Source organism: Nocardiopsis sp. MG754419 (assembly GCF_018207095.1).
Taxonomy (GTDB): domain Bacteria; phylum Actinomycetota; class Actinomycetes; order Streptosporangiales; family Streptosporangiaceae; genus Nocardiopsis.
In genome coordinates this window covers 12,921-27,657 of sequence record NZ_QOCZ01000014.1, presented here as the reverse complement: position 1 = coordinate 27,657, position 14,737 = coordinate 12,921, and the positions used below count along the sequence as shown (strand labels likewise).

Genomic DNA, 14,737 nt, shown 5'->3' with positions numbered 1-14,737 from the left:
GAAGGGGCCCCTACCACGTGGGCAGGGACCCCTTCTGACCGGCGGAGGATATGGGATTTGAACCCATGAGGGGATTGCTCCCCAACCGCATTAGCAGTGCGGCGCCCTAGGCCTCTAGGCGAATCCTCCTGGCTGCGACCAGCCTACAGAGCGCGGAGGTCCTGCGCAAAACGAATCCCGGGACCGATCCGGGGCGGGAGCGGGCGGGGCCGTTCCGCCTCTCCCCGCCGGGGTCGTGCGTGGCGGGATCATGCCACGTCAGAGGCAAATTCCCCCAGCGCACAGGGCCCTTCGGTTCCGGGTGTCGACCGGCGACGACACTGTGCGCGGTGCGGCGTGGCGTGAACGGGCGGGGCCGGGTCTGCGGAGCCCGGCCGCCCGGCCGAGGGGCCGGGGGAGGCGCGGTGTGACCAAGGCGACGGTGCCGGCGGGTCGGGGGCCGTGTCCGGCGTGGCCTCACCGCCTCCGACGGCCGGTTCAGGAGGTGGTGCGCTCGATGATGAGGTCGGCGTCGTGGCGCAGTTTCTCCGCCGAACGGGACAGGGTGCTCTTCACCGTCCCGATGGTGACCCCCATGCGCTCGGCGATCTGCGCCTCGGTGAGGTCGTCGTAGTAGCGCAGCAGAACCGTGGTGCGCTGCCGTTCGGGGAGACGGTCGATGGCGCGGCCCACCACGTCGGCCATGTCGCTGCGCCACGTGGGGTCGTCGACCCGCTGCTCGGGGATCTCGTCCGTGGGGTAGACGTCCAGGCGCCGGCGGCGCCATTCGGAGATCTGCGTGTTGACCATGGCCCGCCGGACGTATCCGTCGCGGGCCCGGGGGTTGGCGATGCGACCCCAGGCGAGGAAGGTCTTGACCAGCGCCGCCTGGAGCAGGTCCTCGGCGTCGGCGTGATTGCCGGTGAGAGAGCGGGCCATACGCAGCAGCGCCGGTCCGCGTTCGGACACGTAGCGGCTGAACTCGTCGGACCTGGGGGTCCGGGTCGTTCCCGTCACGTCGACCACCGACCTTCACGGTTCGCGCCGACTCGCGTCGCGCGATGTCGCTGAGTGCGTGGCGGCCTCCGACCGCCCTTGGTTCACAACTGTCACACAGTCAACGCAAATATCCAGGCACATAGGTGCCACGTGCCCACAAACCACATGAAAGCGGCAGAGGGGTCGTGCGCGTCTCCTGGTCGAGCGCGGTCCCCGGGCGCGGAGTCGGGCGCGCCCCGAGGTGTGTCGCTCCGACCGTGGCGGTCGACGAGGCGTCCCGGTGGCGGGACACGGCCCCGGTCCGCGGGGTCGGGGCGCGCGGAGCGGGGTTCATCGGTCACGGTGTGGGCTCTTTCCCGAGGGTCGGGAGTGCGCCGACCTCACGACCGGCCGGAAACGTGTTCAATGCCTTGCAGGCGGTGGCGTCCACTGTGGTGAGAGCCGCACGGACTTCCTCGTGCGTCACGAAGGGTGGTCGGCCGGTGATCCCGTGTAATGGTCAGGGCATGGCACCGGCACGAACGGGCGTGTGTCGGCGTGTGGGCGGGCGGTCGTGGGGGCGGAGGTCACAATGGGTCACGTACGGACGAGTCGGGTGACAGGGGGCGCGAAGGACATGTCAGTGATGACGGACAGCGGTCAGGAACGCCGACGGTTCACGGCGGCCCTGCTCGGACCCGAGGCGGCGCCGGAGCCCACCCCCGTCCACCACCGTGTCGCCCGCGGCGTGGTCGTCGACTCCACCTCGTACATGCTCTGCCTGGCCACCCCGAACGGCGAGGAGCGCTTCCTCTACGAAAGGGTCACCACCCTCTGGCGCGGCGGTGAGGTCCTGCCCACCGAGCTGCGCCCGGGCGACGACGCGGTGGTGTTGTGCTCCCACGACGGGAGGCTGGTCGCCGAGCGGGTCTGGGCCCAGACGGCCCGCGCCACCGGTCTCATCGTCGACCGTGAGGGCGAGTCCCTGCAGATCGATCCCGGCCACGGCCGTCCGCGACTCACGGTGGTCGTGCCCTACCGCGCCTCCGGACGCGTCTCGGTCCGCCACCCGCGGCTGGAGCCCGGCTACCTGTTCGACGCCGTCGGCACCTGGAAGGACGGCGAGGTGTGGGCCGCGCGGCCGGTCACCACACAGCCGCCCCACCCGTTGGACGCGAGCCCGCGCAGGCCGCCCGTCCGTGACCGCTCCGCCACCGTCGAGGGCGTCGCCACCTGGTACGACCCGGCGTGGGGGCGCTCCGCCCACCTGGACCCACGGGCGCACACGCCCGGTGCCGCCTACCCGGCCCTGGACCGCGCGGGCCATGAGGGGACGTGCGACCGGCGCACTTCCTGCCTGCCCCTGCCGCTGCTGTCGACCGGGGCGACCCTCGGTCTGCGCAACGACTGCACGGGCGAGACGGCGGTCGTGCCCGTGCTCGGCTGCGCCGCGGCCGACAGCTGGTTCTGCGACCTGTGCCCCTCGTGCGGGGGCCACGCCGCGGGCCGGATCGCCTCCCTCACCATGACCTCCTTCGTCGCCCTGGGCGGGCGGCTGGAGGCCGGCTGCTTCAACGCGACCATGACCGTCGCGAACCAGGAGGGATGAGCGATGTTCCCGGAGATCCTCGCAGCGGTCCGTGAGGTCCAGCTGCCGCTGTTGGCGGTGTTGTTGCTGCTCGGTGCGGCGGCCAAGGCCGCGCCGCGTTCGGAGGGCACCGGCGCCGCCGCGCTGGTGCCCCAGCGGCTCCGCCGCCCCGTCACCCTCGCCACCTGTCTGGTGGAGGTGGTGTTGGCGGTGGCGCTGTTGACCGCCACCGGGCTGTGGGGTGAGGTGGCGCGGGTGCTCACGGCGCTGCTGTTCGCCGTCTCCGTCTGCGTGCTCCTCGTGGTGCGGCGGCGCGATCCGGAGGCGGGCTGCGGCTGCTTCGGCGGCCTGAGCCGCGAGCCGATCGGCAGCCGCACGCTCACCCGCGCGTCCCTGCTCGCGGTGGCCGCGGCGTCCACCGTGGGACTGGCGCCCCACGGCTGGGAGGTGGCCTCGACCCCCACTCCGATCCACGGTGTCGTGCTCGGGGTGGAACTGTTCCTGCTGGCCTGGCTCAGCCCCGAGCTGCGCGAGGCGTACACGCGCGCGACCGGCAGTGAGCCGTGCGCCCTGCGCGAGGTCTCCTCGCGCCGGACCCTGCGTCGACTGCGCCGCAGCGACGTGTGGCAGGTCAACACCTCGGTGATGTTCTCCACCGAGCCCGAGGACACCTGGCGCCACGGCTGCTGGCGGTTCCTGCGCTTCGACGGGATGCGCCACGGGCGCCGGGTGGACGTGGTCTACGCCGTGCGCGTCGACGGCCCGCGGCGCACCGGTGTGCGCGCGGCCTTGGTGGACCGCGAGAGCGGCGCGGTGGTCGCCACCTTCGGCGCGGTCACCACCCTCGACCTCCAGGGGCCGCCGCGCAGGCTGCCCCGGCCGCGTCAGGCGGCCAGGAGGGACGCGGCCGAGGGGCGCGGTGGCGCCCGGCCCGGGACCCTGGCCAAGGAGCCTCCGGGCGAGGCCGGGCGAGGGATGCCGGGCGGCCCGCCCAGGGAGGCACAGGACGTCCAGGGCTGATCGGGCCCGGGGCGCGGCGCGGGTCAGTCGAGCATCTGTCGCTGGCGTTCCACGGCGGCCTCGCTGAAGTCCACGAGCATCCGCTCGTACTCCTCGGGGTCGCCCGGACCCATGATCGAGGTGGTCCCGAGGATCCCGCCGTTGCGGTACATCACGGTGTGCATGTGGTTCTCCCCGCCGTCGTCCGTCACCTGGATGGCGAAGGCCCGGGACTCGTCGCCGATCGAGGGCAGTTCCAGGTCGGTGACCCCGTAGTCGGAGCTGCTGCCGTCCTCGTAGGTGGCGGTGTACTCCGCGCAGGTCTCCGGCGGCCTGGTGCCCAGGGCATCGGCGGCGGCGTCCTCGTCGAGTTCGACGAGGATGTGCGACATCGTGCCCCGCTCCCACTCGTAGGCGGCCACGGAGGCGGGCGCCTGACGTACGGACTCCAGGTCGCCCCAACGGTTGGCGGCGTCCAGGCACTCGGGTTTGTCCAGTTCGGTGGAGGCACGTACTTCTTCTGAGTACTGCACTGTGACAAGCTCGGAGTAGGTTCCGCTCTCGCTGCTCTCAGAGAGCAGTGTCGCGTCGTGGACGCTCATCGGTTGGGCCTCGTGCAGTGCCGCCGCCGACTCCGCGTTGGGGTCGTCGCCCTGTTCCTGCCCTTGGCCGCCGCAGGCGGTCAAGAGGACCACCACCGATACGGCCACGGCCGTGCGGGTGGATTGATGCAAACGCATGGTGGTTTCTCCTGGTTTGTGCGATATTTCCGCTTGGAGCGGTGATCAGCCCGGACCTCTCGTCGCTGAGAGTGTCGAGGGGCCAGCACAAAGTATTGAGGAAGGACCATGGTGTCGGAGTCGAAATCGCCATATCTACGGGCTGTTCTGGAGTCCATCCCCGCGTACAAGCCCGGCCGCAAGGTCGTCGGTCCCGACGGGCGCTCCATCAAGCTGTCCTCCAACGAGAGCCCCTACGGCCCGCTCCCGTCCGTGCGTGAGGCCATCGCCGAGGCCTCCGCCGAGCTCAACCGCTACCCAGACCCGGGCGCCACCGCGCTCGTCACCCGCCTGGCCGGGCACCTGAACGTGCCCGAGGACCACGTCGCCCTCGGCGCCGGTTCCGTCGGCCTGCTCCAGCAACTCCTGGAGGCCGTGGGCGAACCCGGCGCGGAGGTCGTCTACGCCTGGCGTTCGTTCGAGGCCTATCCTCTGCTCGCCGAGCTGTCCGGCGTCACGTCGGTCCGCGTCCCCCTCAAGGACGAGACCCACGACCTCCCGGCGCTGCTCGACGCGATCACCGACGCCACCCGCATGGTCCTGGTGTGCAACCCCAACAACCCGACCGGGACGGCGGTGCGGGAGCGGGAGCTCGTCGACTTCCTCGACCGCGTCCCCGACCACGTCCTCGTCATCCTCGACGAGGCCTACCGCGAGTACGTGCGCGACCCCGAGGTGCCCGACGGCGTCGCCCTGTACGCGAACCGTCCGAACGTCGCCGTCCTGCGCACCTTCTCCAAGGCCTACGGTCTGGCCGCCGTCCGCCTGGGCTTCCTCGTCGGCCACCCGCACGTGACCTCGTCCGTGCGCAAGACGCTCGTGCCCTTCGCCGTCAACCACCTGGCCCAGGCCGCGGGCATCGCCTCCCTGGACGCCGAGGAGGAGCTCATGGAGCGCGTGGCGGCCACCGTCAAGGAACGTGAGCGCGTCCGTGAGACGCTGACGGCCGCCGGGTGGACCGTGCCCCCCACCGAGGCCAACTTCGTGTGGCTGCGGCTGGGTGAGGACACCCTGGACTTCGCCGCGGCCTGCGCCGAGGTCGGCGTCTCGGTCCGTCCCTTCGACGGCGAGGGCGCCCGCGTCAGCATCGGGACACCCGAGGAGAACGACGTGTTCCTGACGGTCGCCACCGATCACCCCGCGCGGCGCTGAGCGGAGCCGGGCACACGCACCCCGTCAACGGGAACGGGGGCGGGCTCCCCTCGGGGAACCCGCCCCCGTGGGGTACGTGCGAGCGTGCGGGGGTTACTTGCCGGCCGCGTCCTTGTCCAGCTTCTCCACGATCAGCCGGTACAGCTGACGCGGACGGCCGGGCTGGAGCGTGCGGTTGGGCGGCAGGGGCCAGGCCAGACCCTCCTCGACCAGGGTGCGCAGCAGCCGGCGCGCGGTGCGGGAGGTGACCCCGAGCATGCGTCCGGCGTTCTCCGCGTCGACGACCAGCGGGCCGTCCTCCTCGGCGATCTTCTCCGACAGGCGCACGAGGGTCTCGCGGCCCTTGGTGCGCAACGGCTCCGAGGACTGTCGCGCGGGCGCGCGCTGAGCGGGGACCAGGGAACGACCCTCACGGTCGACCGCGAAGCTCTGCCGGGAGGCCTGGGCGCGGTTGAGGGCGGCCCGGGCGTGCGACTCGGCGTCCTGGGTGGTGCGACCCATGCCGATGCCCACCTCGATCGCGATACCCAGCTCCGCCTTGATCCGCTCCACGAACGGCGGCTGCCGGAAGCCCTCGGTCGCGGTGACCAGCGATCCGCGGGTCGCGGTGATCATGAACGAGTGGTCGTCCAGGCGGTGCGCCGTGGCGTTGATCCGGTGCGCCTCCTGGAGCAGCAACCGGTGGAGGGACAGGCGCAGTTCCTCGCGCCAGTAGCGGGGGGTGGAACGGCGGGAGGAGTCGCGCAGCGTGGGCACGTCGACCACGACGACGCCCAGCTGGGCCTCCTCCAGGCGGTGGTGGGCGCCCAACAGCCCGGCGGTCTGTAGCGCGCTGCGCACACCGGCGTTGGTGGGGCGCAGGCGGATCACCGGTACCCCGATGGCCTCCAGGCGTTCGGCGACACCGCGCACACAGGTGATCGCCATCCGGGTCGCCTTGCGCCGCCACAGGCCCTCGTGGAAGGACGTGAGCTGGGCGGTGTTGGTCAGCTCCTCGTGCACGTGGATCGCGTCCACGGGCAGGTCGACCTCGGAGTAGGCCTCCACCACGTCGGCCCGGCTGAGGACGTCCAGACTCGCTCTGGTCGGGTCGTACCGATCGTCGAGGGTCGCTCGGAGCAGGGCCTCGTGCAGGCTCGCGCCGCCGAGCGGCACGAAGGTGGCGGGCATGGTCAGCACGCCCGCCTTCCGCGCGAACTCGTAGGGCACCGGGCTGGCGAACAGATAGGCATCGATCGCCGATCCCAGCCTGACGACCTTGTCCGTCGCCTCTTGCTCATCTCGATACGCGGCGGCGATGAGTCTGGCGTTGAGAGGTCCTGTTGACCCAGGACCCATGAGCATGACCCGTTCGACCACCTCATGGGGTCCTATGACGCCGATCGTCAAATCGCCAGTACGCTGGGCACTCACCTCGGGTTGCTCCCCGCTACCATTCCACGCTCTTCACTATGTGCGCCCACTGGTTTCCCGACCCGATCTCTGTCACGGCATGATTGCCGAGATCGTACCCATTGTGCGGGGCCAAAGAAGATCGTTTTCCATATCAACGCCGAAAGCCCGGGTGGAGGGAAGCCCCCCACCCTGGCTTGAACTGCGCGAACGACTCTTACTAGACGAAGACGCGCTCTACGTCCCCGCCCAGCGCGGCGAGCCGCTGCGCGAACTGAGCGTGACCGCGGTCCACCAGATAACCGGGCGCAACGATTGTCTCACCTTCGGCGACCAGTCCGGCGAGGACCAGAGCGGCCCCGGTCCTCAGGTCGTGGGCGATGACCTCGGCGCCGTGCAGGTTCGTGGAACCGTGCACGATGGCGCGGGTGCCCTCGACCTCGATCTTGGCGCCCATCTTGTTGAGCTCGTCGGCCAGCGCGAAGCGACCGTCGTAGATGGCCTCGTGGATGTAGCTCTCACCCTCGGCCAGGGTGGCCAGGGCCATGAGCGGCGACTGCAGGTCCGTGGCGAAGCCGGGGAACGGCGACGTCACGGCGTTGATCGGCCGCAGCGGCACGGACGGGTCCCGCTGGACGTGCAGGACGGCGCCCTCCTGGGAGAAGCCCACGCCCATCTGCTCGAGCTTCCAACGGGCCACACCCAGGTGGTCCAGGTTGGCGCCCACCAGGCTGACCTCGCCACCGGTGGCGGCGACGGTCATCGCGAACACACCGGCGTCGATGCGGTCGGACATGATGGTGTGCTCGACGGCGGTGAGTTCCTTGACGCCCTCGACGGTGATCAGACCGGTGCCGCCACCGCTGATCTTCGCGCCCATGGCGGTGAGGAAGTCGATGACGTCGATGACCTCGGGCTCCAGGGCCGCGTGCTCGATGACGGTGGTGCCGGGTGCCAGCACGGCCGCCATGAGGAGGTTCTCGGTACCGGTGTGGGACGGGGTGTCCAGGTACAGCCGGCCGCCGCGGAGCTTGCTCGCCTCCACGTTGATGTGGTTGCGCTCGAGGTCCTCGGTGACCTCGGCGCCCAGGCGGGCGAAGCCGCGGTAGTGGAAGTCGAGGTTGCGGCTGCCGAGGTTGCAGCCGCCGACACCCTCGATGCGCGCACGACCGGTGCGGTGCATCAGTGCCGGGACGAAGAGCACGGAGCCGCGGAAGCGGGCCGCGATGTCGGCGGGAAGGACGGCGAGCTCCGGGTCGTTCAGACCGGACGCGTCGATCACGACGGTGCGCTCGGCCTCGTGGAACGCGACCTTGGCGCCCACGTGTTCGGCGAGCTCAAGCGCGCGGTACACATCCTCGATGACGGGGACGTTCCGAAGGACGGTACGTCCCTTGGACGCCAACAGGGCGGCCCCGATCATCGGCAGGACGGCGTTCTTCGCGCCTTGGATGAACGCCGTTCCACTGAGGGGGCGTCCGCCGCGGACGCGGTAACGAACCTCCTGGCCCATGCTCATGTGCTCCTTCGTGAGGCAGATGTGAAAAAAGGTCACCCTCGTCGGGTACGCCTATGTGGGTCTTAGACGCGGGTTTCCCCTGGAACGTTGCGACCATCTTGCGCGTGACCTGCGCGGCCAGTGAACCGTCGGGTTCGCGAAGACTCTATAGCAAGGACCGGCTGCCACCGGCCCAAAACGTGGTATACCCGCTGCTCGCGGATAGAGTCTCGCCAAACGACCAAAGTGGCGTTACGCCTGGGGGAGAGACCAGAGGTCGTGTGTATGGACCACCGTTACTCCGGCGTTGCACACGACTCGTAACACCATACGCGCTTCCCCGCCCGGATCGGCGAACGCGTGGGCCGAATCACCCCCGTGCCTCGGGTCCCAGAAGCGGTTTCGTGCCGGTCAGGCGCTCGTAGATCTCCTTGTAACGGGACAGAGTGCGTTCCACCACGTCGTCCGGAAGTGCCGGTGGAGGGACGTCGGCGGCCCGATCCCATCCGGAGGCGGGCGAGGTCAACCAGTCGCGCAGCACCTGCTTGTCGAAGGAGGGCTGGGACCGCCCCGGCCGCCAGGCGTCGGCCGGCCAGTACCGCGAGGAGTCCGGGGTGAACACCTCGTCGCCCAGGACGAGAGTCCCGGAGGAGGTCCGGCCGAACTCGAACTTCGTGTCGGCGAGGAGGACCCCGCGCTCGCGTGCGACGTCCCGACCGCGCTCGTAGACCCTCAGGGTGAGGTCGCGCAGCTCCGCGGCGACTTTGTCGCCGTGCGTGGCCGCCACGACCTCGAACGACACGTTCTCGTCGTGGTCGCCGACCTCGGCCTTGGTGGCCGGCGTGAAGATCGCCTCGGGCAGCTCGGAGCCGTCGGTGAGCCCCTCCGGAAGCGGCACCCCGCACACCGTGCCGTCCACGCGGTACTCGGCCAGGCCGGACCCGGCCAGATAGCCGCGGGCCACGCACTCCACCGGCACCATGTCCAGCCGCTCGCACACGAGCGTGCGTCCGACCCAGTCGGCCGGCGCCCCCTCGGGCGGGGTGTCGGAGACGACGTGGTTCGGCACCAGGTCGCCGAGCCTGTCGAACCACCACAGGGAGAGTTGGGTGAGCAGCCGGCCCTTCCCGGGGATCTCCGTGGGCAGCACCCAGTCGAAGGCCGAGACCCGGTCGCTGGCCACCATGACCAGGTCACCGGAGGCGGTCGCGTACAGGTCGCGCACCTTGCCGGTGTGCAGGTGGGTGAGCCCCGGAACCTCGACGGGTTCGGGAACGGTGACGAAGCCACTCATGACGCTTCTCTCCGGGTTCTGCCGTGGTGACCGCGGGGCGGTCGGGGTACGCGTGTCCTCTGTGCCCGGCCGGATCCGGCCGGCGCCCGTGCGACGAGGGCCCCTCCAGTATCGCGTTCGCGCCGCTCCGTCCCGACGGTCGCCCCGCCGGGAAGGCCGGGCCCGGCCTCAATCGACCGTCCTCGCGGCCCGTCCCAGGGCCGCGAAGAGCGCAGAGGAGCACAGGGGGAACGGGCCCGGAGGGGGAAGACCCCCGGACGGGCGGAGGGGCCCCGGCAGCGCCGAGGCCCCTCACCCGTGCGATCGCGATGTTCCGCGCGGTCAGATCTCGGCGGCCGCGCGCTCGGCGATGTCGCTGCGGTGGAAGGACCCCCGCAGTTCCAGCCGGCCGACCGCCTCGTAGGCGCGTTCCCGTGCCTGCCGCAGGTCGGTGCCGGTGCCCACCACGTTGAGCACCCGCCCACCGTTGGACTTGATGTCGCGCACCCCGTCCCAGGCGGTGCCCGCGTGCAGCACGTAGGCGCCCTCCAGGCCGTTCGCGGCGTCCAGACCCCCGATGAGGTCGCCCTTGGCGGGGTCGCCCGGGTAGTTCTCGGCCGCGACCACGACGGTGACCGCCGCACCCGCCTTCCACTGCAGGGAACCGATCGCGCCCAGCCCACCGGTGTCGGTGGCCTGGAGGACCGCGCCGATCGGCGTGGCCAGCCGGTCCAGCACGACCTGGGTCTCCGGGTCGCCGAAGCGGGCGTTGAACTCCACCACGCGCGGACCGCGGGAGGTCAGGGCCAGACCCACGTAGAGCAGACCCTGGTAGCGCAGACCGCGCCGGTTCATCTCGGACACGGTCGGTCGCACCACCGACTCCATGACCTCGTCCACCAGACCGGCGGGGGCCCACGGCAGCGGCGCGTAGGCGCCCATGCCACCGGTGTTGGGTCCCTGGTCGCCGTCGTAGGCGCGCTTGAAGTCCTGGGCGGGCAGCAGCGGCAGGGCGTGCGCGCCGTCGGTGAGCACGAACAGCGACACCTCGGGGCCGTCCAGGTACTCCTCGATGACCACGCGACCGCACTCGCGGGCGTGCTGCTCGGCCAGCGCCCGGTCCTCCGTCACCACGACGCCCTTGCCCGCGGCCAGACCGTCGTCCTTCACCACGTAGGGGGCGCCGAACTCGTCGAGGGCCTCGGAGACCTGGCCGGCGGTGCGGCACACCCGTGCCTTGGCCGTGGGCACCCCCGCCGCCTCCATGACCTCCTTGGCGAAGGCCTTGGACCCCTCCAGTCGGGCGGCCGCCTGGTCGGGGCCGAACACCGGGATGCCGCGGTCGCGCAGCGCGTCGGCCACACCCGCCACGAGCGGGGCCTCCGGGCCGATGACCACCAGCTCGGCGCGGATGCGCGCGGCCAGCTCGGTCACGGCCAACCCGTCGGTCACGTTGATCACGTGGTTCTCGGCCAGGTCCGAGATGCCCGGGTTGCCGGGGGCACAGTGGATGCCGGTGACACCCGGGTCAAGGGACAGGGCACGGACGAGTGCGTGCTCGCGGCCTCCGCCGCCGAGAACGAGGGCTTTCACTGAAGGGGGCCTCTTCTTCTGTCTGGAGGAAGGACGGTGGTGGCCGGTCAGACCAGCGAGCGCAACGCGAGGGTCTCGTCGCGTCCCGGACCGACGCCGATGGCGGAGATCGGAGCCCCGGCCATCTCCTCCAGAGTACGCACGTACGCCTGCGCGTTCTTGGGGAGTTCGTCGAATTCGCGGACGCCCGTGATGTCCTCGGACCATCCGTCGAAGTACTCGTAGATCGGGGTGGCGTGGTGGAAGTCGGTCTGCGTCATCGGGATCTCGTCGTGCCGGACGCCGTCGACGTCGTAGGCCACGCACACGGGGATCCGCTCCAGGCCGGTGAGGACGTCGAGCTTGGTGAGGAAGAAGTCCGTGACGCCGTTGACGCGGGTGGCGTAGCGGGCGATCGGGCCGTCGAACCAGCCGCACCGACGGTTGCGCCCGGTGGTCACGCCGTACTCGCCGCCCTGGGTGCGCAGCCACTCGCCCTGCTCGTCGAGGAGCTCGGTGGGGAAGGGGCCGGACCCGACGCGGGTCGTGTAGGCCTTGAGGATGCCGACGACCTTGGAGATGCGGTTGGGGCCGATGCCGGCGCCGGCCGCGGCGCCGCCGGCGGTCGGGGAGGAGGACGTGACGAACGGGTACGTGCCGTGGTCGATGTCCAGGAGGGTGCCCTGCGAGCCCTCCAGGTAGACGGTCTTGCCCTCGTCCAGCGCCTTGTTGAGGATCAGGGAGGTGTCGGCGACGTAGGGGCGCAGCTGCTCGGCGTAGCCCAGGTACTCCTCGATGATGGGCTCGGCCTCGAGGGCGCGCCGGTTGTACACCTTGGTGAGCAGCTGGTTCTTGTCGTTGAGGGCCAGCTCGATCTTCTTGCGCAGGATCTTGGCGTCGAACATGTCCTGGACGCGCACACCCTGGCGGGAGACCTTGTCGGCGTAGGCCGGGCCGATGCCGCGGCCCGTGGTGCCGATCTTGCCCTTGCCGAGGAAGCGCTCGCTGACCCTGTCGAGGGCCCGGTGGTAGGGCATGATCAGGTGCGCGTTGGCCGAGATGAGCAGGCGGGAGATGTCCACGCCCCGCTCCACCAGCCCGCGCAGCTCCTCGAACAGCACCCCCGGGTCGATGACGACGCCGTTGGCGATGACCGGTACGACGTTGGGGGAGAGGATGCCGGAGGGCAGCAGGTGCAGGGCGTATTTCTGGTCGCCGATGACCACCGTGTGCCCGGCGTTGTTACCGCCCTGGTAGCGGACCACGTAGTCCACCTGTTCGCCCACCAGGTCGGTGGCCTTGCCCTTGCCCTCGTCGCCCCACTGGGCACCCACGAGCGTGATCGCCGGCATTGGTCTCTACCTCTTCGCTCGACACCTGAACAGGGCTTTCCCCACCCCGGACATGGATCAACCCCTGGCGCAAAGCAGCGACAGGGGCCGTTGCGTATTGAGCGTACACGACCAGCGGATCCCGGTCGGGTGCGCCTTCGGGGCGTCTGTGTCACACGCGTGGCCCGGCTCCCGGCGGTCCGGGGGAGGCGGGGGGAGAAGGGTCGTGGACCCTTCTCCCCGTGGTCGCCTCAGCCGTTGAGGGCCTGGGCGGCCTCGGCGCTGGACTCGCGCAGGAAGGACGCGCAGCGCTCCGCCTCCTCCTCGTCGCCGATCTCGCCGGAGGCCAGGCTCAGGGCGTGCAGCGCGCGCAGGAAACCGCGGTTGGGCTCGTGGTCCCACGGGATCGGACCGTGGCCCTTCCACCCCGAGCGGCGCAGCTGGTCCAGCCCACGGTGGTAGCCGGTGCGGGCGTACGCGTAGGCGGCGACGGGTCGACCGTCGGCCAGGGCCAGCTCGGCCAGGCGGGCCCAGGCGGCGGAGTAGGACGGGAAACGTCCGGCGACCGGGGTGGGGTCGTCGGCGGCGGCCAGCGCGTCGCGCGCCTCGGGGTCGTCGGCCAGACGCGTCTCGGGCGGCTCGTTCAGCAGGTTCTGGTGCAGGTTCATGCCCCCATCCTGCCACCGGGCCGCAGTGTTCCCGGGGTCGTGGTCGGTGCGCCGACCACGGTGGGGCACGGGAGACGACGATGCCCGGTGGCCGCCGTCGACCACCGGGCATCGGTGCGGACCGCCACGGGGGCGGGCCGGGGTCCTACCGCATCTTGTTGCCGGCGGACTTGAGGTGCTGGGCGGCCTCCACCACGCGGGCGGCCATGCCGGCCTCGGCGACCTTGCCGTAGGCGCGCGGGTCGTAGGCCTTCTTGCTGCCGATCTCGCCGTCGATCTTGAGCACGCCGTCGTAGTTCTTCAGGACGTGGTCGACGACCGGGCGGGTGTAGGCGTACTGCGTGTCGGTGTCGATGTTCATCTTCACCACGCCGTACTCGATGGCCTCGTGGATCTCCTCCAGGGTGGAGCCGGAGCCACCGTGGAACACGAAGTCGAAGGCCTTGGCCCGGCCGTGCTCGGCGGCGATGGCCTCCTGGGCGTTCTTCAGGACCTCGGGGCGCAGCTTCACGAAGCCGGGCTTGTAGGAGCCGTGCACGTTACCGAAGGTCAGGGCGGTCATGTAGTAGCCCTTCTCGCCCAGGCCGAGGACCTCGGCGGTACGCAGGGCGTCCTCCGGGGTGGTGTACAGCTTCTCGTTGATCTCGCCGACGATGCCGTCCTCCTCACCGCCGACGACGCCCACCTCGATCTCCAGGATGGTGCGGGCGGCCTTGGAGGAGGCGAGCAGCTCATCGGCGATCTGGAGGTTCTCCTCCAGCTCGACGGCGGAGCCGTCCCACATGTGCGACTGGAACAGCGGCTCCTGGCCCTGGGCCACACGCTGCTTGGAGATCTCCAGGAGCGGGCGGACGAAGTCGTCGAGCTTGTTCTTGGGGCAGTGGTCGGTGTGCAGGGCGACGTTCACCGAGTACTTCTCGGCGACGACGCGCGCGAACTCGGCGAAGGCGACCGAGCCGGTGACCATGTCCTTGACCGAGGCGCCGGAGAGGAACTCCGCGCCACCGGTGGAAATCTGGACGATGCCGTCGCTTTCGGCCTCGGCGAAGCCGCGCAGGGCGGCATGCAGCGTCTGGCTGGAGGTCACGTTGATCGCCGGGTAGGCGAAGCCCTCGGACTTCGCGCGGCTCAGCATCTCGGTGTAGACCTCGGGGCTGGCGATGGGCATGGCTTGACTCTCCCTGGTTCGGCCTGGATCGAGCGGCCGTCGGCGCTGGTTCACGCGTGCCGACGGCACCCCACGTGCGGTGCCCCGGTGGAGCACCGGCCGCCGGGGGAGGCCCGTGCGTCGGGCCGTGCGTCCGGGTGACCACCAGGTGTCGTCCAAGTATCCCGAATCCCCGGAGCCGTTGGAAAGGTCTAGACCAAATTGCTTCGGGGTGACGACGTACCCGCAGCCTACGGGGGTCGGTGGGCGCGGCGCGCTCCGGGGGCGAAAGGAATACCGTCGTCATTCCGAATCGAGGTCCCCGAGTGGGCGAACAGGGACCCCACGGATACCGCTGTCGCTTTTTGTCGTGATACGCGC

General features: G+C 70.7%; 12 protein-coding genes and 1 tRNA gene. 3 read left to right on the top strand and 10 right to left on the bottom strand.

Annotation, left to right across the window (positions count from 1 at the left end; genetic code table 11):
- Positions 1 to 42 precede the first annotated feature (42 nt).
- Together DSY14_RS04505 and DSY14_RS04500 are read right to left on the bottom strand one after the other, a co-directional pair.
- Positions 43 to 129 (bottom strand) — tRNA-Ser (locus DSY14_RS04505).
- A gap of 348 nt (positions 130 to 477) precedes the next feature.
- A complete protein-coding gene (locus tag DSY14_RS04500; RefSeq protein WP_211715163.1) occupies positions 478 to 1,005 on the bottom strand; it encodes a SigE family RNA polymerase sigma factor in 528 nt (175 codons plus the stop codon).
- Between the two features lie 598 nt (positions 1,006 to 1,603).
- Here DSY14_RS04500 and DSY14_RS04495 point away from each other — a divergent pair.
- Together DSY14_RS04495 and DSY14_RS04490 are read left to right on the top strand one after the other, a co-directional pair.
- A complete protein-coding gene (locus DSY14_RS04495) occupies positions 1,604 to 2,566 on the top strand; it encodes a hypothetical protein (protein WP_211715162.1) in 963 nt (320 codons plus the stop codon).
- Positions 2,567 to 2,569: 3 nt separating this feature from the next.
- Entirely contained in the window at positions 2,570 to 3,565 is a 996-nt protein-coding gene (locus DSY14_RS04490; protein WP_211715161.1) for a MauE/DoxX family redox-associated membrane protein, read from the top strand.
- Positions 3,566 to 3,588: 23 nt separating this feature from the next.
- On the opposite strand, the gene DSY14_RS04485 is transcribed toward DSY14_RS04490, so the two are convergent.
- Positions 3,589 to 4,284, bottom strand: coding sequence for a hypothetical protein (locus tag DSY14_RS04485; RefSeq protein WP_211715160.1), 696 nt, complete (start codon positions 4,282 to 4,284; stop codon positions 3,589 to 3,591).
- A gap of 108 nt (positions 4,285 to 4,392) precedes the next feature.
- On the opposite strand from DSY14_RS04485, the gene hisC reads away from it, so the two are divergent.
- Positions 4,393 to 5,475 (top strand): histidinol-phosphate transaminase, encoded by a 1,083-nt coding sequence (gene hisC, locus DSY14_RS04480; protein WP_211715159.1) that lies wholly within the window; start codon positions 4,393 to 4,395, stop codon positions 5,473 to 5,475.
- 93 nt (positions 5,476 to 5,568) lie between these two features.
- On the opposite strand, the gene DSY14_RS04475 is transcribed toward hisC, so the two are convergent.
- From DSY14_RS04475 to fbaA, 7 genes are all read right to left on the bottom strand, one after another.
- Positions 5,569 to 6,834, bottom strand: a complete 1,266-nt coding sequence (locus tag DSY14_RS04475; protein WP_211715158.1) for a transcriptional regulator — start codon at positions 6,832 to 6,834, stop codon at positions 5,569 to 5,571.
- A 253-nt stretch (positions 6,835 to 7,087) separates the two neighbouring features.
- On the bottom strand, positions 7,088 to 8,380 hold the full coding sequence (murA, locus tag DSY14_RS04470) for a UDP-N-acetylglucosamine 1-carboxyvinyltransferase (RefSeq protein WP_211715189.1): 1,293 nt from the start codon (positions 8,378 to 8,380) through the stop codon (positions 7,088 to 7,090).
- Between the two features lie 355 nt (positions 8,381 to 8,735).
- Positions 8,736 to 9,659 (bottom strand): phosphoribosylaminoimidazolesuccinocarboxamide synthase, encoded by a 924-nt coding sequence (locus DSY14_RS04465; RefSeq protein WP_211715157.1) that lies wholly within the window; start codon positions 9,657 to 9,659, stop codon positions 8,736 to 8,738.
- Between the two features lie 321 nt (positions 9,660 to 9,980).
- Complete coding sequence (gene purD / locus DSY14_RS04460; RefSeq protein WP_211715156.1) at positions 9,981 to 11,231, bottom strand: phosphoribosylamine--glycine ligase; 1,251 nt, start codon at positions 11,229 to 11,231, stop codon at positions 9,981 to 9,983.
- 47 nt (positions 11,232 to 11,278) lie between these two features.
- Positions 11,279 to 12,562 (bottom strand): adenylosuccinate synthase, encoded by a 1,284-nt coding sequence (locus tag DSY14_RS04455; protein ID WP_211715155.1) that lies wholly within the window; start codon positions 12,560 to 12,562, stop codon positions 11,279 to 11,281.
- Positions 12,563 to 12,792: 230 nt separating this feature from the next.
- Positions 12,793 to 13,209 (bottom strand): DUF3151 domain-containing protein, encoded by a 417-nt coding sequence (locus DSY14_RS04450; protein WP_211715154.1) that lies wholly within the window; start codon positions 13,207 to 13,209, stop codon positions 12,793 to 12,795.
- 145 nt (positions 13,210 to 13,354) lie between these two features.
- Entirely contained in the window at positions 13,355 to 14,377 is a 1,023-nt protein-coding gene (gene fbaA / locus DSY14_RS04445; protein WP_211715153.1) for a class II fructose-bisphosphate aldolase, read from the bottom strand.
- Positions 14,378 to 14,737 lie beyond the last annotated feature (360 nt).